We start from the raw sequence: 20,013 nt of genomic DNA on the forward strand, positions 1-20,013 counted from the left end.
GCGGGGTGACGCTCCCGGAACCCTTTCGCTACGTTGAATCCGTCCGAGGCCCGTCGACGACTGCCGCACCGGATTTCCCTGCCCGCAGCGCATCGCAGCGCCTCATCCACCGGGCAAGGAAAGGCAGCGAGCCGTGGCAGAAATCGTCCGGAGCCGAACTCCCTTCTACGGGCGGCGTTCCGTCACCGCCCCCGCGACCTGTGCGCAACGGCACATGTGGAACCTGATCCAACGTCAATTACCCGACGCCTCCTTCTACGACGTGAGCCACTGGGCCGGCCTGCCACCCCATGCCGCCGTACCGGACGTGCTCACCGTTCTGAGTGAACTCGTGGGCCGCTACGAGGCGTTGCGCACCGCTTTCGGCCCCGGCCCCGAAGGAACACTGACACAGCGGGTGCTGCGCTCCGGAACCTTCGAAACCGAGATCGCCGCGACCGAGCCCGGCGAGGACCCCCGGGACGTGCTGCGCGCCTGGCGGCGGAGGATGCGGCAGACCGCCTTCGACCTCACCACGGCCCCGCTCCTCCGGGCCATGGTCGTCGTCGCCGACGGGGCACCGGTGCTCGCCGCCTTCCATGTCTCGCACCTCGCCGCCGACCTCATGTCCCTGCGCCATCTGGCCGCCGAACTCACCCGGCTGCTCGCCGCCCGGACCACCGGCCGGCCCGCGCCGTCCCCCGCCGCCTTCCGCCAACCGGTCGAGCAGGCAGAGTACGAACGGTCCCCACGCGGGCAGGCCCTGCTGGCCCGCTCCCGGGCGTACTGGCGGGACCAACTGGCCACCGCGCCCGCCACGATGTTTCCCGCCCTCGCCGCCCGTGCCGCCCGTGCCGCCCGTGCCGCCGAGCCCGGCGTGCCGGACCGCTACAGCGCCGTCATGGATTCCCGCGCCGCCTTCCTCGCCCTGCCGGTACTGGCCGAGCGGTGGCGGGTGAGCACCTCCGCGGTCCTGCTCACCGCCGTCGCGACGCTGCTCGGCCGCCGCGCGGGACTTCCCGTCTGCACCCTCCGGCTGCTGGCCGCCAACCGCTTCACCCCCGAACTCCGTTGCGCGGTGGCCAACTTGCACCAAGAGGTACCGGTGACGATCGACCTGACGGGCGACAGCGTGCCCGCCCTCGCCCGGCGCGCCTTCGCCGCCTGCACGACCGCCTACGCCAACGGCCTGTACGACCCCGACCACGCCGAGGAACTCCTCCGCGCCGCCGAGCGGGAACGCGGCACCGGCATCAGTCTGTCCTGCTGCTTCAACGACATCCGGGCCGCACACGAGACACGCGGCGGCGGGCGCCCGGCGCCGGCCCACGCGGTGCGCGCCGCCCTGCCCGACACCGTCGTCACCCGGCACCCCTTCACGGAAGGAGAGGACTTCTTCCTCGTCGCCGACGACGAGGAGCCCGGCTGGCTGCGGCTGGTGCTCAACGCCGACACCAGGGCGTTTCCGCCGCCCGAGGTCCACACCTTCCTCCGCGACATCGAGCGGCTGCTCGTGGAACACGTCGTGGACGCACCCCAGCAGACGCGCATGACCGGGCGTTCGGCCTAGCCGGATGGCCATACCCCAAAGTGGGGGTGCCCGTTCCCCCACCACCCGGGGAGACTGTTCCCACGTCATATCCAGCAGGTAACAGGACCGAAAAACAGATCAGGTGGTACGGCACCGTGTCACCGGACGGGGGACTGAGCCGGACAGGGCCGGACTGCCGGTGTCCTTGAGCAGCCGCCGCCTTCATGCGGCCACCTTCTTCCGTGACGTCGTCCTCGGCCTCCGCCGCCCCCCGTCGCCACCGCCCCCGCGCGACCGGGACCGAGCACGACCGCCGGGTGCCCTCACGCACCGAAGGACCACCCTCCCACCTCGCGCTCCGCGAAGGAGATCAGGAGAAGTCATGAGTGACACCACTGCCAACGGCGTCGACGGCACGGGCCTTGTCGACCTGTCGGGAGTCAGCGTCTTCGTCGGCGGACCCATCCAGCACGCGATCCACCAGGACGGCTTCCACGAGCCGTTACGGCATGCGATACACGACGTCATCGAAACGGTGACGGCGGTGAACGGCACGGTGTTCTCCGCCCACGTCGCCGAGAAGTTCGGGGTGGACACCCCGCTGTTCTCACCGGACCAGGTCAGCGTGCGGGACTTCGGCTGGATGCGCCGCTGCGACGTGTTCGTCCCCGTCCTGCCCGTCGGCACCGACGGCGATCTGATGCGCACCGACGGCACCCACATCGAACTCGGCTGGGCCTCCGCACTGGGCAAGCCCATCGTCGTCGTGACCCCCACCCCCATGGCCGCCAACGCCAGCCACCTGCTGCGCGGACTGCCCTCGGTGGCCGACGTGAGCGTCTTCGACCTGACCGAAGCGCGCGAGGACCCCGCCGGGCTGCTGTTGCTGCTCTCCAAGGTCGGCCGCGAGGTCGTGATGTCGGAGTGACGGACCGCACCCACCACCCGGGGGCCACCGAGATCCTCGGCCTGCCCCTCTCCTCACCCGTCGTCGTCGGCTCGGGCCTGCTCACCGACCAGGAACGCAACATCCGCAGACTGCTCGCCGCCGGAGCAGGCGCCGTCGTCACCAAGACCATCCACCCGAACCCGGCACCCTCGGGGGACGAACGGCTGCTGCGGCTCCCCACCGGCATGCTCAACAGCACGACGTACTCCCGCCGAGCCGTCGGGGACTGGTGCGCGATGCTGCGCCGCTTCGCCGACGACCGACTGCCGGTGATCGCCTCCGTGCACGCGGACTCCCCGACGGAACTCGCCGGGCTCGCCGAGCGCGTGACCGCCGCCGGCAGCCCGGCGCTCGAACTGGGCATCTCCTGTCTCAACGAAGAGGGCGGCCTGGAGGACACCCCCGAGCGGGTCGCCGCGTATACGACCGCCGTACGGCGAGCCACCCCCGTGCCGTTCAGCGTCAAGCTGGCGGCGGGGGAGCGACTGGGCGAGCGCCTGGAGGCGGCCGTGGCCTGCGGCGCGGACGCGATCACCCTGAGCGACACCATCGCCGGGCTCGCCGTCGACCCCGACACCGGTGAGGTGCGCCTCGGAGGCGTCTTCGGCTACTCGGGGCCCGGCATCAAACCCCTGGTCCTCGCCGAGATCTTCGCACTGCGCCGACGGGGGACCGACGTGCCCGTGATGGGCGGCGGCGGCGTCCGGGACGCCACCGACGTGGCGGAGTACCTGAGCGTGGGCGCCGACGCCGTGCAGGTCTACACCGCCCTGCACACGAACATGCTCGGCTCGCTGGTGGGCATCCGCGAGGGCTTCGACGACTGGCTGCGCGCCCACGGCGGCACGGTCACGGATCTGGTCGGACGGAGCATCAAAGAGGTGAGGGGATGACGGGCATGCGGCAGCGCACCACGAACGTGGCCGCGTACGGCGACCTGACCAGCCCGGAGGTGCCGGGCGCGGTGTCCGGCGCCACCCTGGTCTGGCCGGTGGGAGGGCTGGAACAGCACGGCCCGCACCTGCCGCTGTCGGTGGACTTCGACATCCCCGACGCGCTGGCGCGGCAGGTGGTCGCGGAGGTCGGCGGTCTGCTCCTCCCCGGCCAGCCGTTCTCCGCCAGGTCGCTGCCCCAGAGCGGCGGCGGACTGCACTTCCCCGGCACCGTCCACATCGGCGGCGGTACCTTCGTCGACTACCTCACGCACTGCCTGCGGGCCCTCGCACGGCTCGAGCCCGCCCGGCTGGTCGTCATCAACGGCCACTACGAGAACGAGGGCCTGCTCTTCGAGGCCATCGACGGATGCGAGCCGGCCAGGACCTTCCCGCACACCGAGATCGTGGCCTTCAGCTGGTGGAGCCTGGTGGAGGACGAATGGCTCGGCAAGCACGTGCCGGAATTCCCCGGATGGCACGCCGAGCACGCGGGGCTGACCGAGACGAGCCTGATGATGTATCTGCGCCCGGACGTGGTCCGCGCGGCCAGGCCCACCCATGACACCCCGCCGCCACCGGGGATCTACCGCCACCCCGTCGACGTGGACCGGATGTCCAACCAAGGGGTGCTCTCCTCCACCACGGGTGCCGACGCCGAGCTCGGCGAAAAGCTCTTCTGGCACGTGCTGGACGGCATCACCCGGACGCTTTCCGACAGTTCCACCGGTCCCGTCCGTCCCGCCGACCCGGCACCGGCCTGACGCCGCCGAGCGAGGTCGAGTCGCGTGAAATCTTCCAAGCAGAGGTGAATTCGTGCGCCTGCCGGCAACCGATCGCGACGAGTTCGAAGAGCGCCTGCAGAGCCTCTTCGGAGACAAGCTCCGCCCCGTAGAGGAATCCTTCGACACCATCGGTACCTTCAAGGACGGGTCGTTCGCGATGGGGCATCTCGGATTGATGCTCTACACGAACGGATACAACATCCGAGGCACCAGCACCCAGCATCCGAACGGCCTGGTCTTCCACGACGGGGAAAACCTTTTCGGCGTCGGCTACTTCAGCAAGGAGGAGCACCCCGAGAAGCATCTCCACATCGTCGCGCCGAAGGGACCCGACAGGATCGCCGTGGTGAAGTCCTTCATCGCCGCCGTCCGCGAAGCCGGCCTCACCCGGACGTCGATCTATGTGCGCCATCTGTCACCGGAGGACCACGTCGCCTTCCTCGCGGCGGGGTTCGCCCCGGTGACGAAGGACCCCTGGCACCCGGTGGCCCCCGAAGAGGACGAAACGTATCCCAACCGCGTCTACCGCCTCGACGAACTCTTCACGGAAGGGGCCGACGGCGGCCTCGAGGTGAAGAACCTGGTGGGTGCGGAGACGGGGAAGTACAAGAGCAAGAACAGGCTGGCCTTCCGCAGGTTCGAGAACTTCCTGCGCCGCAACGACCACCTGGACTTCCGCATCGTTCCGTACGGCTACGGCGAGAGCGAGCAGAGCAAGGCCCGGGGCATCGTCGAAGGGTATTTCGAGGCCCGCAGCGAGCAGGGCACGGTGGTCGGCTCCACACCCGAGGACTACCGGGCGCTCATCACCCAGCGCCCCGGCGGCGAGAACGAGCGCGACTACTTCGCCTACCTCGGCAGCCTGTCCATCGAGGACGGCGAAGAGGTCCCCGTGATGTTCTTCGCCGGAGAGCGCACCGCACCGCACCGGGCATCGCTGTACTGCACCATGTCGATGCGCTTCCCGGAGCGGCTGACCGGGATATTCAAGGACCCGACGGGATTCACCGCGATCCCCCAGTACGTCTGGCTGAACGTCTTCAAAAAAATGTGGGACCAAGGCATCCGTGAAGTCGACGCGGGCGGTTCCGAAGTGAAGGGACTCGACGACCAGAAGCGGCAGTTGGGCGGCAGGCCCGAAAAGACCCACTGGGTCGTCGGCTGACCCGTCGGCGATCCGCACCTTACCGAGTCGCATCCAGGGGGTACGTTCACATGGAACCGCGCACGTCGTACAAGGACTTCGACGTCTGCGTCGTCGGGCTGGGATACGTCGGGGTCACACTGACCGCGGCGCTCCTGTCCACCGGCAAGCAGGTACTGGGCTACGAGGCCAATCCGGCGGTGGCGGGCGACCTCGCCCGCGGGAAGCTGCAACTGTCGGAGCCGGGAGTCGAGAAGCAGATCAAGGACGGCTCCGCGAGGGGATCGTTCGCGGTCACCTCGGACATCGGCGGGCTGCGACTGCCACCCGTCGTCATCATCTGCGTCGGAACGCCGATCGAGGCCGGCGGGACCACCCCCGACCTCAGCCATCTGGCGGCGGCGACCGCCTCGATAGCGGACCGCATGGACGAGAACACCCTGGTGATCGTCCGCAGCACGGTACCGGTGGGCACCTCGCGCGGCCTGGTGCTGCCCGTACTGCGCCGCCGCACCGCCGACCCCCTGCTGGCCTTCTGCCCCGAGCGGACCATCCAGGGGCAGGCCCTCGCGGAGCTGCTGTCCCTCCCGCAGATCGTCGGCGGCCTGACCGACGAGGCCGTGAAACTCGCCGCGGGACTCTTCGCCACCGTCACCGAGCAGGTCGTGCCGGTCTCCTCCCTGGAGGCCGCCGAGCTGATCAAGCTGACCTGCAACTGCCACACCGACCTCATCTACGGATTCGGCAACGAGATCGGGCTGATCGCGGAGAAGCTCGGCCTGGACGCGCTGGAGATCATCAGCTCCGCCAACCTCGACTACCCGAGGCCCGACATCAACAAGCCCGGCTTCGTCGGCGGCAGTTGCCTGACGAAGGACCCCTACCTGCTGCGGTACTCACTCGCCCCCCACGGCCACACACCCCAGCTGGTCACGGCCGCCCGCACCCTGAACGAGTCCATGCCGCGCAGGGTCGGCGAACGCGTCCTCGCCGCACTGCGCGACGCGGGACTGGACCCGGGCGAGGCCAGGATCCTGATCTCCGGCTTCGCGTACAAGGGCCGCCCCGAGACGGACGACCTGCGCGGCGCCCCCTACGAGCCGCTGCTGGCCTTCCTGCACGGCCGCGTCAAAGAGATCGTCGGTCATGACTTCGTCGTCCCGCCGGACCGGATCGAGGCCCTGGGCGTGCGCCCGGTGACGGTCACCGAGGGATTCACCGACGCCCATGCCGCGATCCTCCTCAACGACCACGCCCGCTACGCGGAGCTGGACGCCGACGACCTGATCCCACGGATGTGCGCACCGGCGCTGGTGTACGACACCTGGCGGGTCCTCCCGCCCACGACGAAGGTAATGAGGCTCGGCAGTGCGTAAGAAGATCCTGATCACCGGCGGTGCGGGCTTCATCGGCCTGCACCTGGCCGGCAAGCTCGCCGCCACCTGCGACGTCACCCTCCTGGACGACTTCAGCAGGGGCCGCTCCGACGAACGGCTCGCCGCGCTGCTCGGCCGGGTCACCCTCGTGGAACACGACCTGACCACCCCCGTCCCCGACGGTCTGCTCGCCGACGACTTCACCGAGGTCTACCACCTGGCCGCCGTCGTCGGCGTCGTGCACTCCAACGAGGAACCGCAGCGCGTCCTGCGCACCAATCTCCTCGCCACCGTCCACCTCCTCGACTGGTTCACCACCCTGACCGGGGCCACGCTCTGCTTCGCCTCCTCCAGCGAGGCGTACGCCGGCAGCGTCGAGGCCGGAGTCGCGGAGGTACCCACCACCGAGGACGTCCCGCTGGTGGTCTCCGATCCCACGGTGGCCCGCTCCAGCTACGGCTTCAGCAAGATCGCCGGCGAGCTGCTCTGCCGCAACTACGCCCGGACGTACGGCTTCCCGCTGCGCATGGTGCGTTTCCACAACATCTACGGCCCCCGCATGGGATACGAACACGTCATCCCGCAGTTCATCGAGCGACTGCTCGGCGGGGCGGACCCCTTCCCGGTCTACGGCGCCGACCAGAGCCGCGCCTTCTGCTACGTCGACGACGCGGTCGACGCGATCACCGCGCTGACCGCCCTCCCCACCAAGGAGACGCTGCTCGTCAACATCGGCAACGACCTGGAGGAGGTCCTCATCGAGGACCTCGCGACCAAGGTCTTCGAGACGGTGGGCCGCCGGCCGGCCCTCGACCTCCACCCCGCCCCGCCGCTGTCCCCGGGCCGGCGGCTCCCCGACCTCACCCGGCTGCGCGAACTCACCGGCTACGCCCCGAAGGTGGACCTGAGTGAGGGACTGCGGCGTACGTACGAGTGGTACGCGCGGGACATCGCGGCCCGCGAGGGGCGGTGAGCGCCATGCGTGTCCGCTATGTGCACCGCGGCTACTTCCCGGCCCGCGCGGGGGCCGAACTGATGGCGCAGTACCTCGCCGAATGCATGAGCCGGCGCGGGCTGGAGGTGGGCGTGTACTCCGGGGCGGTGGACGAGGACTCCGCCCGCTTCATGGCGGCCGCGGGGCTCGGCGTCGAGGCGATCCCCGACCCCGCCGACGACCCTCCCCGCGCGGCGGACATCCTCCACGCCTTCGACGCGTTCCACCCGGCGGACATGCGGGCGGGCCTGGAGCTCGCCCGCGCCTGGGACGTCCCCTTCACCATCACCCCCGCCTCCGCCCCCGAGGTGTGGCCGGACCGGGAGACGGTGCTCGACTGCTGCCGGCAGGCGGACGCCGTCTTCGTGCTCTCCCAGGCCGAACGCGCCATGCTGCGCGGCGAGGGGGTCGACGACTCCGTTCTGCACCTCATCGGGCAGGGCCCGCACCTGCCCGGCGTCGCCGACCCCGACGGCTTCCGCCGTGACCACGGCATCACCGGGCCCATGGTGCTCTTCCTGGGCAGGAAGATGCGCTCCAAGGGCTACACCGTCGTCCTGGAGGCGGCCCGGCACGTCTGGGCACGCCACCCGGACACCCGCTTCGTCTTCCTCGGGCCCCGCTGGGACGACGACTGCGTGAGCCGGTTCGCGGCACACGCCGATCCCCGCATCATCGAGCTGGACATGGCGGACGAGGACACCAAGCACAGCGCCCTCGCGGCCTGCGATCTGGTGTGTCTGCCGTCCACCGCCGATCTGTTCCCGCTCGTCTATGTGGAGGCCTGGTCCTGCCGCAAGCCGGTCATCGGCTCCGCGTTCATGGGCAGCGAGGAGGTCGTCGCCCACGGCCGCGACGGTTTGCTCGTGAGCCCGGCCGCGCGCCCCGTGGCCGAGGCGGTGAACCGCCTCCTGGACGATCCCGCCGAACGGGCGGCGATGGGACGCAGCGGCTACGACCGGGTACGCCGCGAACTCACCTGGGAGGCGGTCGCCGACCGGGTGCACACGGTCTACACCACACTGACGGCCGCCCGGCAGACGGAGGGGGTCCGATGAGGGCAGTCATACTGGCGGGAGGCGAGGGACGCCGACTGCGGCCCGCCACCCACACCGTCCCGAAGCCGTTGATGCCGGTGGACGGGATACCCATCCTGCACATCATCCTTCTGCAGCTCAGGAGCGCGGGCTTCACCCACGTCACCCTGTCGCTCGGATACCGCGCACACATGATCAAGGCCAGCTTCGGCGGGAACCGGTGGGCCGGCCTCGACCTGGACTTCTCCCTGGAGGAGGAGCCCCTGGGCACCGCCGGCCCGCTCACCCTGCTGCCGCCGTTCGAGGACTCCACCCTCGTGATGAACGCGGACCTGCTCACCGACATCGACTTCGCCGACCTCTTCTCACGCCACAAGAAGTCCCAGGCGGTCGCGACCATCGCCCTCGCCCAGCAGAACATCGACATCGCGCACGGGGTGGTGGAGGTCGACGAAGAGCAGCAGGTGACCGACTTCCGGGAGAAACCCCGGATGAGCTTCCTGGTCAGCGGCGGCATCTACGTACTGGAGCCGTCCCTGCTCACTCTCCTGTCACCCGGCGGGCGGCGCGACATGCCCGCCCTCCTGGCCGCCGCACGCGAGCAGGGCGAACGCGTCGAGGGCTACGTCTTCGACGGCGAATGGTGCGACATCGGCACACCCGAGCAACTGGAGCGCGCCACCGCGGCGTTCCGCGCGGACCGCTCCCGCTACCTCAGCCCGAAGGAACAGAGCGAACTGTGGGCCGGCACCGGCCCGGCGGAGGAGATGGTGGGCGGATGAGCGACTGGAAGGTCTCCCTGTACCGTCCGGAGATCGGGGCGGCCGAGCGGGAGGCGGTGGCCGACGTGCTCCGCTCGGGCTGGCTGTCCGCCGGGCCCGTGACCCAGGACTTCGAAGCCCGCTACGCCGCCGCCCTCGGCGTCGACGACGCCGTCGCGGTCGCCAACGGCACCGCCGCCCTGCATCTGGCGGTGCTCGCCCTGGGGCTCGGCCCCGGTGACGAGGTCGTCCTGCCGTCGCTGAACTTCGTCTCCGCGGCCGCGGTGGTCGCCCTGTCCGGGGCGACCCCGGTGTTCGCCGAAGTGGGCGGCGCACACGACCTCTGCCTCGACCCGGCGGACGTGGCCGCCCGCATCACGTCGCGCACGCGTGCCGTCGTCGCGATGCACTACGGCGGCTACGCGGCGGACCTGGCGGCCCTGAGCGAGCTGGCCCGCGCCCATGGACTCGTCCTGATCGAGGACGCGGCCCACGCCCCGGCCACCACCACCGCCCAGGGCGTCCTGGGCACCGTCGGCGACATCGGCTGCTACAGCTTCTTCGCCACGAAGAACCTCGCCGTGGGGGAGGGCGGCATGGTCGTCGCCCGCGACCCCGACGTCCGCGCGAGGATCAGGCGGCTGCGCTCGCACGCCCTCACCGTGAGCGCCCAGGACCGGCACCGCGGCGGGCCCTCCACCTACGACGTCGACACCTTGGGGCTCAACTACCGGCCGACCGAGATCGCCTGTGCGCTCGGCCGCGTCCAGCTCGACGCCCTCGCGGCCAAGGGGAAACGCCGCCAGGAAGCGGTGCGGCAGTACCGGGAGCGGCTCGCCGACCTGCCCGGCATCACCCTGCCGTTCGCCGACCGGCCGGTGGAGGAGAGCGCGCACCACCTGTTCCCCGTGGTGCTGCCCGAAGGGCTCGACCGCGACGTGGTGCAGGACCGGCTGAAGGCCGCGGGGATCCAGAGCGGCGTGCACTATCCGCCCACCCATCTGTTCACGGCCTACCGCGAACGCTGCGGACTGGGTCCCGGCAGTCTGCCCGTCACCGAGAACGTCACGGGGCGCCAGCTGTCGCTGCCGCTCTACGCGGGCATCGGTGACCGGGAGGTCCAACTCGTCGTCGAGGCGGTGAGGGCGGCATGGCAGCCGGCACCCTGAAGCCGGGGCGGGTCACCCTCGTCGGCGGCGCTCTGCACCGCGACGGACGGCCCTTCTTCAGCGTGGGCTGCGACTACCACCCCTCGCGGGCCGGGTGCGACTACTGGCGGGAGTGGGACGCCAAAACCCTCGACGCCGACTTCGGCCGCATGGCGGACCTCGGATTCAACACCGTGCGGTTCTTCGTCTTCTGGGCCGACTTCGAGCCCGAGGAAGGCGTGTACGACCCGGTGATGACGGCCCGGCTGCGCGAGCTGGTGGAGATCGCGGGACGGTACGGCCTGCTCTGCCTTCCCTCGCTGCTGACCATCTGGATGAACGGACAGCGCTTCGACCCGCCCTGGCGCGCCGGCCGCGACCTGTGGCACGACCCGGACATGGTCGAACGGCAGCGGGACTTCGTCCACCACATCGCCGGTGCCCTGCGGGACGCGCCCAACGTCCTGGCCTACGACCTCGGCGACGAGATCATCCACGTGGACCGGGCCGCCTCGGCCGAGCTCGACGCCGACGGGGCCCGCGCGTGGTGGGGGCTGCTCGCCGGGGCCGTCCGCGCGGCGGACCCCGGCGCGCTGGTCCTCCAGGCCAACGAGGCGTCCGCCGTGGTCGGCGACCACGCCTTCCGCCCCGAGCACGCCCAGCCGCTCGACCTCGTCGGACTGCACGGATTCCCGGTGTGGACCCCGTTCCACATCGAGTCCGTCTCCGCGCCGAAGGCCACCTCCTTCCTGTCCTATCTGGTGCGGCGCGGCCGGGCCCACACCCCTGTCTACGTCGACGAGATGGGCAGCTACGGCTGCGACGAGGCCACCGCGGCGGGGTATCTGCGGGCGGCCGCCCACAGTGCCTTCGCCGCGGGCGCGGCCGGCACCGCCGTATGGTGCTGGCAGGACTTCACCACCGGGCGCAAGCCGTACGCCCTGCGCCCGGGCGAACGCTTCGTGGGGCTGCTGGACGCGGACGGCCGCGAGAAGCCCGCCATGACCGAGTACCGGATCTTCGCCCGCCGCGTCACCACCGAACTCGCGGGCTTCGCTCCCGTGCCCGCCGCGGTCGGGGTCTTCCTGCCCGAGGGCGACGGTGACGACGGCGGCTACCTGTCGGCCCCGGGCTCCGACGCACCCGCCGCCTTCTACGCCCATCTCCTGCTCCAACAAGCACACCTGACGTATGAGTTCACCGGCCGGGCGGAGCTGGAGCGCTACGCGATGGTCGTCTGCCCCTCGGTCCGTCATCTCTCGCTGCACGACCAGCGCCGCCTGGAGCGGTACGCGGCGTCCGGCGGGACCGTCCTCTACTCCACCGGCGATCTGCTGCACGGCGCCGGCGGCGAGGAGTTGTTCGGGGTGCGGACGAAGGACTTCACCTTGCGCGCCGCCGAGCAGGAGGCCTTCACCTGGGCCGGCCACCGGTTCCCCGTCGACTGGCCGCCCGGGCAGATCCCGGTGATCGACACGGCCGGTGCCGAGGTGCTCGCCGCCTTCCCCAACGGTGCACCCGCCCTGACCCGCAACTCCTACGGTCACGGCACCGCCTACTACCTCAACGCCCCGCTGGAGGACCGGCTCAATGCGCCCTACCGCCTCCAGGAGGCACCCTGGCACCGGCTGTACGCCGCCGTCGCCGAGGCGGCGGGGATACGGCCCGAGCTCTCCGCCGACGATCCGCTGGTGGAGACCACCGTGCTGGGCCGCGGGGACGAACGGTGCGGCGTCGTGATCAACCACGCCCCCGCCGAAGCGCGGACGACCGTACGGCGGGCGGCCACGGCCACCGGCCCGGAGACCACCGAACACCTCGTCCTGCAGGCGAAAGGCGTCCATCTCACGTTCTGGCGTGCCGGGCCCCCTCCACAGGTGCCCCGGACCGCCGCGCACCCGGCACCGGTGAAAAAGGCCCTTAGTTGATCATCGATTCCCATGTGCACGCCGGGGAGTACTACCGGCACTTCACCGCCGCCTTCGCCGACCAGATGATGGCCACGACCGGAATGCCGCCCGAGGCACTCTCCGTACCGGAGACGAAACTGATCACCGAGATGGACACGGCCGGCGTCGACCGGGCGTTCCTGCTCGCCTTCGACGTGCGACGCGTCGAGGGCTTCTCGGTGCCGAACGAGTTCGTCGCCGAGCTGTGTGCCCGTCACCCCGACCGGTTCACCGGCTTCGCCTCCGTCGACGCGGGCACCCCCAGCGCCGCCGCCCGACTGCGGCACGCCATCACGGAACTGGGGCTGCGCGGTTTGAAGACCGCCCCCTGCTATCTGCGGATGTCACCCGCCGACCGGCGCTGGTACGACGTGTACGAGACCGCGGGCGAACTCGGCATCCCGGTGCTGGTCCACACCGGCTACACCCCCGCCAAGAACGCGGACGGCCGCTTTTTCTCCCCGCTGCTGCTGGAGCCGGTGGCGCGGGACTTCCCGGACCTGAAGATCATCCTGGCCCACCTCGGCACCCCGTGGACCGCCCCGTGCGTCGAGCTGCTGGCCCGCCACCCGAATCTGTACGCCGACCTGTCGATCTTCGGCTCGTACCGGCCGCCCGCGGCCGTGGCCGGCGCACTGGCCCACGCCCGCGAACGCGGCGTACTGGACCGCGTGCTGTGGGGGACCGACTTCCCCTTCGCGACCATGACCGACTCCATGGACCGCATGGCGCGGCTGGCCAAGGACACCGAACCCTGGCCGGACGGCAGCGATCCGCTGACCCCGGACGAATTCCGGGCCGTCATGGGCGGCACGGCGGCACGACTGGCCGGCTGACCCGATCTGGTCGCCCCGCAGGAATGTTCACCCCGTAAGAGGAAGACGAGGAAACAATGGCTTTCATCCATGGATACGAATTCGATGAAATGTCGCGCCGCGGCCTGTACGGGGAGGTGACCCAGCGCCTCGTCGACATCTGCGAGGCCGCTCCCGGAAGCGTCGTCGTGGACGTCGGCTGCGGCTCCGGGCTCGCCACCCGGTTACTCCTCGAACGCTTCGCGCACGTGGGCTCCATCGTGGGCGTCGATCCGTCGGAGCACGAACTCGCCATCGCCAGGAAAAGGCTCCGCGACCCCAAGGTCCGCTTTCTCACCGGCCGCGCCCAGGACGTCGAGTCCCTGGTCGACCCGGTGGATGTCGCGGTGCTCAGCAATGTGATGCACCAAATCCCGGAAAGCGAACGGGGTTCGGTGGTCGGCGGGTGCTATCGGATGCTGAAACCCGGTGGCCGGTGTGCCCTCAACACCTTGTTCTACGAAGGTGCCGTGCTGCCCGACACCCGCCCCTTCTATGCCCGCTGGCTGCAGGCCACGCGCGCCTGGCTGAAGAGCCGCGGCAGCGATCTGGTCCTCGAGCGCGACAAGCCGGTCGCCATGGAGACACTGACGCCCCAGCAGCACGAGGAACTCTTCGAGCGGGCCGGATTCTCCGCGGTGAAGTCCGAGGAGGAGACGTACGCGTGGACGCTGGAGGACTGGGACGCGCTGTGCGGCTACTCGGTCTTCATCGAAGGCGCCACCGGCCTCACGGACATGGCCCTCGGCTCCGAGGCACTGAAGGCCGCCCTGCGCACGACCTTCCAGGAGCTGGGGCTGACCGAAGTGCCCCGGAGCTGGCTGTTCGTGAGCGGTGTCAAGTAAAACGTGACACGTGAGAGGGGGGAAGGGCCGGTGGGGGACGAAGCCGGGGCGACGGACCACCCGGGAGGGCACCGGCGGGAAGGCCTGCCGCTGTCCTACGCGCAGCAGAGCATGTGGTTCCTGGAAAGGCTCGCGGGTACGACGCTGTACGCCGTCCCGATGACCTTCCGCCTTGCCGGCGAGCTGGACCAGGCGGCCCTGCACCGGAGCATCGAGGAACTCGTCCGCAGGCATGAGGCACTGCGCACCCGGTTCCCCGTGGTGGACGGGCAGCCCGTCCAGCGCGTGGACCGGGACGCCGCCGTACCCCTGCCGCTGACCGACCTGACGGCCCTCGCGCCGAAGGAGCGCGAGGCGGAAGCCGCCCGGTTCCTCGACGCGGACCTCGGGCAGCCCTTCGACCTGGCCCGGGGGCCGGTGATCCGGGCCGCGCTGATCCGGCTCGCCCCGCGCGAGCACATCATCCGCATCACCACCCACCACATGGTGTCGGACGCCTGGTCGTGGTGGTCCGTGCTCTTCCGCGAGCTGGAGCGGCTCTACGCCGCGCACGTCCGCGGCCTGCCCTCACCCCTGCCACCCGTCGCGACCCACTACGCCGACTTCGTGCGATGGCAGCGGGACTGGCTCGAAGGCCCCGTGTACCCCAGGCAACTCGCCTACTGGCGAAAGGCCTTGGCCGGTGTGACCCCGCTTCCCGAACTGTCCCTCGCCCGGCCGACGGCCGGCCGGGCCCAAGAGCCCCCGGTGACCCGCTGGCTGACCTTCCCGCAACCCCTCTACGACCGGCTGCGGGAGATCAGCCGACGCGAGCACGTCACGCTGTACATGCTCCTGCTCACTGCCTTCAAGCAGGTACTGCGCCGCTATGTGCCGGGTGACGACATCCTGGTAGCCACCCGCGGCGGATTCCGCAGCCGCGTCGAGTTCGAGCGGGCCGTCGGGTTCTTCGTCAACGTCCTTCCGCTGCGCACCCGCGTACCCGAGACGACCGGTTTCCGGCCGCTGCTGCACGACGTACGGCGCACCATGATCGGGGTGTACGCGCACCGGGACGTTCCCTACGAGCGGCTGATGGCGGAGCTCGGCCTGAAACGGCCGGGCTTCCGGTCCGTGACCAATGTGTGCGTCTCCTTCCAGTCCACCCCCGAGGTGCCGCCCGCGCTCGAAGGCCTCGACGTCACGCCGATCGACCACCACGACCCCTTCTCCGGATACGACATCGACCTCGGCTTCTACGAAGAGGACGGAGCCCTGCGGGCCCTGCTGACCCACCGCCGCGCCCAGTACGACGACACGGCCGCCGCACGCCTGCTCGACGACCTGCACCGGGCACTCCTGGCCGCGGCCCAGGAACTGCCGTCCCCTCAGATGCAGGGGATGCAGGGGATGCAGGGGAACCAGGAGAAGGAGGACGCATGAAGGCTTTGCAGTGGCACGGGGCGTACCAGGTGAAGCTCACCGACGATGCCGCCACGCCCCGCGTCGAGGACCCCGGGGACGCGATCGTCCGGGTGGTCAGGAGCGCCATCTGCGGAACCGATCTGCACCCCTACCGGGGCGAGATCGCGTCGTTCACGCCGGGCACGGTCACCGGACACGAGTTCACCGGCGTGGTCGAGACCGTCGGGCCCGGGGTGCGCGGTTTCGTCCCCGGTGACCGGGTCGTCGCCTCGGACATCATCGCGTGCGGGGACTGCGGGGCGTGCCGTCGCGGGTGGCACTACCAGTGCGACCGGGTGGGCCTCTTCGGCTACGACACCGTGGTTGGCACGACGGCGTTCGCGGGCGGCCACGCCGAGTACGTGCGCGTGCCGTTCGCGGACGTGGTGCTGTTCCCCGTCCCGGACGCCGTCGGCGACGAACAGGCCCTGCTCATCGGGGACGTCCTCGCCACCGGCTACGCCGGCGCGGTGGGCGGCGAGGTGCGCCCCGGGGATACCGTCGCCGTGGTGGGCTGCGGCCCCGTGGGCCTGCTGGCCATGCAGGCCGCCCGCGTCCTCGGCGCCGCCGCGGTGCTGGCCGTCGACCCGCTGGAGAGCCGGCGGGCACTGGCCGCCCACCACGGCGCCCACCCGGTCCCCACCGGCACGGACCTCCCCGCACGGGTCCGGGACCTGACGGACGGGCGTGGCGCGGACGTCGTCCTGGAAGCGGTCGGCACCGATGCCGCCCTGCTGAGCGCGCTGGAGATCGTACGGCCCAGGGGCGTCGTGTGCGCCGTGGGCTCCCACGCCTCCGAGGCGATGCCCATGCCGACGCGCCTGGCCTTCGCCAAGGAGATCACCCTGCGGTTCGCCGTCGGCGACCCCATCAGCGCACGGGAACCCTTGATGAAGCTGGTGCGCGGCGGTCGGATCGACCCCACCTTCGTCATCTCGCACCGGCTTCCGCTGTCCGAAGCGGCCGAGGGGTTCCGGCTGTTCGACGCCGGGGAGGCGAGCAAGGTGGTGCTGATCCCATGAGCGCCCCCACCACAGCGCCGTCGCCGGCCGTCGGGGGGGACCGGTTCGCCACCCCCGGGGTGCACCTGCTCGTCGAGGACCAGGCACGCCGTACCCCGCACGCCGACGCGGTGCTCTGCGGTGACCAGCGCCTCGGCTACGCGGAGCTCGACCGGCGGGCCGACCGGCTCGCCCGCCGGCTGCGCCGCCACGGGGTGGGCCCGGAGGTCCGGGTGGGCATCCACCTGGCCCGCTCCGTCGAACTGGCGGTGGCGGTCCTCGCCGTCCTCAAGGCAGGCGGCGTCTGTGTCCCGCTCGACCCCGGCTACCCCCGCGACCGGCTCGCCTTCATCCTCGACGACGTCGCCGCCCCGGTCCTGCTGACCCGTCGCCACCCGGCCCCCGGGGGGCCTGTCGCGGACTACTCCGGCACCGTCGTGCATCCGGACGACCCACCGGCGGACGGACCGTGGGACGAGCCGGAGAGCGGGCCGAGGCCTGCGGAAAGCCGCCCGCTTCACCCCGCGAACCTGGCCTGGGTGGCGTACACGTCCGGCTCGACCGGCAGGCCCAAGGGCGTCGGCCTCACCCACGGCCCCCTGGCCAACCTCGCCCTGGAGGTCGGCCGACGGCTCGGACTGGGGCCGGGCGACCGTGTGCTGCAGTTCGCCTCCATCGGCTTCTCGGTGGCCGCCGAGGAGATCCTCTCCACATGGGTCACCGGGGCCTGCCTGGTGCTCGACCCCGAGGACTCGCTCGCCGACAGCGCCCGCCTGCGGGCCGTGACCGAGACGCAGGGCGTCACCGTCCTGCAGCTCACCCCCGCCTACTGGTACGAGTGGTCGCGCGAGCTGGAACGCGACGGGCTGCCACGGCCTCCCGCCTCGCTGCGGCTGCTGGTCGTCGGCAGCGAGGCGGTCGCCGTCGACAAGGTCGCGGCCTGGCTGCCCACCGGCGTCCGCCTGGTGCAGGAGTACGGCGCCACCGAGGGCACCGTCTCCCAGTTGCTGTACGAGACCACCGGGCCGGCCGCCGACGTGAGCACGTGGCAGCGCGTTCCCGTCGGGACGCCGCTGGGCGGTGTGCGGGTGCACGTGCTCGACGAGCGGTTGCGCCCGGTGCCGGACGGGCGGCCCGGCGAGCTCTACATCGCCGGTGACAGCGTCTCCCGCGGCTATCTCGGGCGCCCCGGGATGACGGCCGAGCGGTTCCTCGCCGACCCCTACGGCGACCGGCCGGGCAGCCGGATGTACCGCACCGGCGACCTCGTACGCCGCCTGGCCGACGGCAACCTCGCCTTCCTCGGCCGGACCGACCACCAGATCAAGATCCGCGGCATACGTATCGAGCCGGGCGAGGTCGAGTCGGTCATCAGAGGCTATCCGGGGGTGACCGAGTGCGCGGTCCTGGCCCGGAGGACCGCCGCCGGGACCGATCAGCTCTGCGCCTGCGTGGTCTGGGAGGCGGGGCAGGACGACGCGGGCCTGCGCGCGTACCTCGCCACCCGTCTCGCACCCGCGCTCGTCCCCTCCCGAGTCGTCCCCGTCCCAGGCCTCCCGCTGAACCCGAACGGCAAGGTGGACCGCCGAGCCCTGCGGCACCTGCCGCTCGACGCGGAGCCCGCCGCCCCGGGCGGCACCGCGCCGCGCACCCCGCTGGAAGCCGCACTCGCCGGGATCTGGGCGTTGACACTCGGCGTCCCCCACGTCGGCGTCGAGGACGACTTCTTCGCCCTCGGCGGCGACTCCTTGACGGCCACCCGGCTCGCGGCCCACCTGCGCGAGGCGCTCGCCGTCGACGTACGCCAGCGGACGGTCTTCGAGGCACCGACCGTCGGCGCACTCGCGGCACTGATCTCGGCGGAGCGGAGCGCCTCCGCCGAGGACGCACGGCAGGCACCGGAGCCCACACGTGCCCCGGTGACGTCCTCCCAGCGCCGTATGTGGATCCTGCACAAGATGGCACCGTCCGGCACCGCCTACAACGACCCGGTGGTCCTGCGGCTGGAAGGCGAGCTCGACCCGGCGGCCCTGCTGGAGGCGCTGCGGCGGATCGTACGGCGGCACGCCACGCTCCGCACCACCATCGGCAATGAGGACGGGCACCCCGTACAGATCGTCGCCCCGCCCGCCACCGCCGACGCGCTCACCCTCGACAGCACCGACCTCTCCGGCCACCCCGAGAGCGCACTGCGCCGCGCGGTCGCCGAACGGGCCGGTGCCCCCTTCGACCTCACACGCGGCCCGCTGTTCCGGGCCACCTTGCTGCGCTCAGGGCCCGACGACCACGTCCTGGTACTCGTCTTCCACCACATCGTCTTCGACGGCTGGTCGATGGACGTGCTGTTCCGCGAGCTCGCGCACCACTACCGGGAGGTCGCCGGTACGGGAGTACCGGCGGCGCTGCCGCCCCTGCCGGTGCAGTACGCGGACCACGCCATCAGCCAGAGCCGACAGCACACGGGCCCCGTCATGGACCGGCAACTCGACTATTGGAAAGCCACCTTGGCGGGCGCTCCGCCCGTCACCAGACTGCCCCCGGCCCGCGACGCCGCTGACGGCGGCAGCCCCAAAGGCGCGATCGTCCGTCCCTTCTCCGTCGGCCCGCACGTGGCGGCGAGACTGCGGGAGCTGGCCGCCGCCGAACGCGTCACCCCGTTCATGGTGCTGCTCGCCGGGTTCCTGGCGTTCGTCCACCGGGCCGGCGGCGCCCGCGACATGGTGGTCGGCACCCTCCTGTCGGGCCGTGACCGCCCGGAGACCGCCGATCTGATCGGCCTGTTCACCCGCACCCTCGCCCTGCGCACCGAGCTTCCCGAGGGGACGACGTTCCGCCGGTTCCTGCCCCGCGTGAAGGAAACGGTCCAGGAGGCCATGGCCCATCAGGACGTCCCCTTCGACCGCGTCGTCGAGGAAATCCGCCCGCCCCGCAGCCGTCACCACAGCCCCGTCTTCCAGCTGATGTTCTCCTACGGCAGTACGACGGTCCGCAGCCCCGACCTCCCCGGGCTGACCGTGACGCCCTGGAAGACCGACACCCGGTCCGCCAAGTTCGACGCCACCGTGATGCTGGAGGAAGACGGCGACGGCGGCTACGACGGCCTCTTCGAGTACGACCTCGCGCGCTACGACGACACGACCGCGCGGCGCCTCACCGACGCGTTTGCGGCCTTGCTGGAATCTCTGGCGAAGGACCCCGACATGCTCCTGTGAAGGTGCACCTCCGCTGCGCGGCGGTGTCCTCGACCGCCGGACGGGCCGACCGGCCCGTCCGGCGAACGGGGAG

16 protein-coding genes are annotated in these 20,013 nt (G+C 71.2%); all 16 read left to right on the forward strand.

Annotation, left to right across the window (positions count from 1 at the left end; genetic code table 11):
• The first annotated feature begins 133 nt into the window (after nucleotides 1–133).
• The 16 genes from JO379_RS30265 to JO379_RS30340 all read left to right on the forward strand — a co-directional run bounded on the left by JO379_RS30265 (nucleotide 134) and on the right by JO379_RS30340 (nucleotide 19,940).
• On the forward strand, nucleotides 134–1,549 hold the full coding sequence (locus tag JO379_RS30265; protein ID WP_209517926.1) for a condensation domain-containing protein: 1,416 nt from the start codon (nucleotides 134–136) through the stop codon (nucleotides 1,547–1,549).
• 343 nt (nucleotides 1,550–1,892) lie between these two features.
• Complete coding sequence (locus JO379_RS30270) at nucleotides 1,893–2,438, forward strand: TIR domain-containing protein (RefSeq protein WP_130881004.1); 546 nt, start codon at nucleotides 1,893–1,895, stop codon at nucleotides 2,436–2,438.
• Nucleotides 2,435–3,352: a beta/alpha barrel domain-containing protein gene (locus tag JO379_RS30275; protein WP_130881003.1), complete on the forward strand. Its 918-nt coding sequence runs from the start codon at nucleotides 2,435–2,437 to the stop codon at nucleotides 3,350–3,352. The genes JO379_RS30270 and JO379_RS30275 overlap by 4 nt, the downstream gene beginning before the upstream one ends.
• A complete protein-coding gene (locus JO379_RS30280) occupies nucleotides 3,349–4,155 on the forward strand; it encodes a creatininase family protein (protein WP_242626373.1) in 807 nt (268 codons plus the stop codon). The genes JO379_RS30275 and JO379_RS30280 overlap by 4 nt, the downstream gene beginning before the upstream one ends.
• Before the next feature lie 52 nt (nucleotides 4,156–4,207).
• Nucleotides 4,208–5,341: a hypothetical protein gene (locus tag JO379_RS30285; RefSeq protein WP_130881002.1), complete on the forward strand. Its 1,134-nt coding sequence runs from the start codon at nucleotides 4,208–4,210 to the stop codon at nucleotides 5,339–5,341.
• Between the two features lie 50 nt (nucleotides 5,342–5,391).
• Nucleotides 5,392–6,696 carry a nucleotide sugar dehydrogenase gene (locus tag JO379_RS30290; RefSeq protein WP_130881001.1) on the forward strand — a complete coding sequence of 435 codons (1,305 nt, stop codon included), beginning with the start codon at nucleotides 5,392–5,394 and terminating at the stop codon, nucleotides 6,694–6,696.
• Nucleotides 6,689–7,669: an NAD-dependent epimerase/dehydratase family protein gene (locus JO379_RS30295; protein WP_130881000.1), complete on the forward strand. Its 981-nt coding sequence runs from the start codon at nucleotides 6,689–6,691 to the stop codon at nucleotides 7,667–7,669. The genes JO379_RS30290 and JO379_RS30295 overlap by 8 nt, the downstream gene beginning before the upstream one ends.
• 5 nt (nucleotides 7,670–7,674) lie before the next feature.
• Nucleotides 7,675–8,748, forward strand: coding sequence for a glycosyltransferase family 4 protein (locus tag JO379_RS30300; RefSeq protein WP_242626448.1), 1,074 nt, complete (start codon nucleotides 7,675–7,677; stop codon nucleotides 8,746–8,748).
• Nucleotides 8,745–9,509, forward strand: a complete 765-nt coding sequence (locus JO379_RS30305) for a nucleotidyltransferase family protein (RefSeq protein WP_130880998.1) — start codon at nucleotides 8,745–8,747, stop codon at nucleotides 9,507–9,509. The genes JO379_RS30300 and JO379_RS30305 overlap by 4 nt, the downstream gene beginning before the upstream one ends.
• Nucleotides 9,506–10,657, forward strand: a complete 1,152-nt coding sequence (locus JO379_RS30310; RefSeq protein ID WP_209517929.1) for a DegT/DnrJ/EryC1/StrS family aminotransferase — start codon at nucleotides 9,506–9,508, stop codon at nucleotides 10,655–10,657. Before JO379_RS30305 ends, JO379_RS30310 begins: the two co-directional genes overlap by 4 nt.
• Nucleotides 10,639–12,564, forward strand: coding sequence for a beta-galactosidase trimerization domain-containing protein (locus JO379_RS30315; protein WP_209517931.1), 1,926 nt, complete (start codon nucleotides 10,639–10,641; stop codon nucleotides 12,562–12,564). Before JO379_RS30310 ends, JO379_RS30315 begins: the two co-directional genes overlap by 19 nt.
• Nucleotides 12,561–13,421 carry an amidohydrolase family protein gene (locus JO379_RS30320; protein ID WP_209517933.1) on the forward strand — a complete coding sequence of 287 codons (861 nt, stop codon included), beginning with the start codon at nucleotides 12,561–12,563 and terminating at the stop codon, nucleotides 13,419–13,421. The genes JO379_RS30315 and JO379_RS30320 overlap by 4 nt, the downstream gene beginning before the upstream one ends.
• A 56-nt stretch (nucleotides 13,422–13,477) precedes the next feature.
• The gene (locus JO379_RS30325; RefSeq protein WP_209517935.1) at nucleotides 13,478–14,284 is read left to right on the forward strand and encodes a class I SAM-dependent methyltransferase; all 807 of its coding nucleotides are present in this window, start codon (nucleotides 13,478–13,480) and stop codon (nucleotides 14,282–14,284) included.
• 30 nt (nucleotides 14,285–14,314) lie between these two features.
• A complete protein-coding gene (locus JO379_RS30330; RefSeq protein WP_209517937.1) occupies nucleotides 14,315–15,706 on the forward strand; it encodes a condensation domain-containing protein in 1,392 nt (463 codons plus the stop codon).
• Nucleotides 15,703–16,749: an alcohol dehydrogenase family protein gene (locus tag JO379_RS30335; protein ID WP_209517939.1), complete on the forward strand. Its 1,047-nt coding sequence runs from the start codon at nucleotides 15,703–15,705 to the stop codon at nucleotides 16,747–16,749. The genes JO379_RS30330 and JO379_RS30335 overlap by 4 nt, the downstream gene beginning before the upstream one ends.
• On the forward strand, nucleotides 16,746–19,940 hold the full coding sequence (locus JO379_RS30340; RefSeq protein WP_209517943.1) for a non-ribosomal peptide synthetase: 3,195 nt from the start codon (nucleotides 16,746–16,748) through the stop codon (nucleotides 19,938–19,940). The genes JO379_RS30335 and JO379_RS30340 overlap by 4 nt, the downstream gene beginning before the upstream one ends.
• Nucleotides 19,941–20,013 lie beyond the last annotated feature (73 nt).

This window comes from Streptomyces syringium (genome assembly GCF_017876625.1).
In the GTDB taxonomy this organism is placed as follows: Bacteria; Actinomycetota; Actinomycetes; order Streptomycetales; family Streptomycetaceae; genus Streptomyces; species Streptomyces syringius.

Excerpts from the sequence above, each read along its gene's own strand:
- JO379_RS30270 (WP_130881004.1), top strand. The coding sequence starts at position 1,893 with ATGAGTGACACCACTGCCAACGGCGTCGACGGCACGGGCCTTGTCGAC.
- JO379_RS30280 (WP_242626373.1), top strand. The coding sequence starts at position 3,349 with ATGACGGGCATGCGGCAGCGCACCACGAACGTGGCCGCGTACGGCGAC.
- JO379_RS30290 (WP_130881001.1), top strand. The coding sequence starts at position 5,392 with ATGGAACCGCGCACGTCGTACAAGGACTTCGACGTCTGCGTCGTCGGG.
- JO379_RS30300 (WP_242626448.1), top strand. The coding sequence starts at position 7,675 with ATGCGTGTCCGCTATGTGCACCGCGGCTACTTCCCGGCCCGCGCGGGG.
- JO379_RS30305 (WP_130880998.1), top strand. The coding sequence starts at position 8,745 with ATGAGGGCAGTCATACTGGCGGGAGGCGAGGGACGCCGACTGCGGCCC.
- JO379_RS30310 (WP_209517929.1), top strand. The coding sequence starts at position 9,506 with ATGAGCGACTGGAAGGTCTCCCTGTACCGTCCGGAGATCGGGGCGGCC.
- JO379_RS30315 (WP_209517931.1), top strand. The coding sequence starts at position 10,639 with ATGGCAGCCGGCACCCTGAAGCCGGGGCGGGTCACCCTCGTCGGCGGC.
- JO379_RS30325 (WP_209517935.1), top strand. The coding sequence starts at position 13,478 with ATGGCTTTCATCCATGGATACGAATTCGATGAAATGTCGCGCCGCGGC.
- JO379_RS30335 (WP_209517939.1), top strand. The coding sequence starts at position 15,703 with ATGAAGGCTTTGCAGTGGCACGGGGCGTACCAGGTGAAGCTCACCGAC.
- JO379_RS30340 (WP_209517943.1), top strand. The coding sequence starts at position 16,746 with ATGAGCGCCCCCACCACAGCGCCGTCGCCGGCCGTCGGGGGGGACCGG.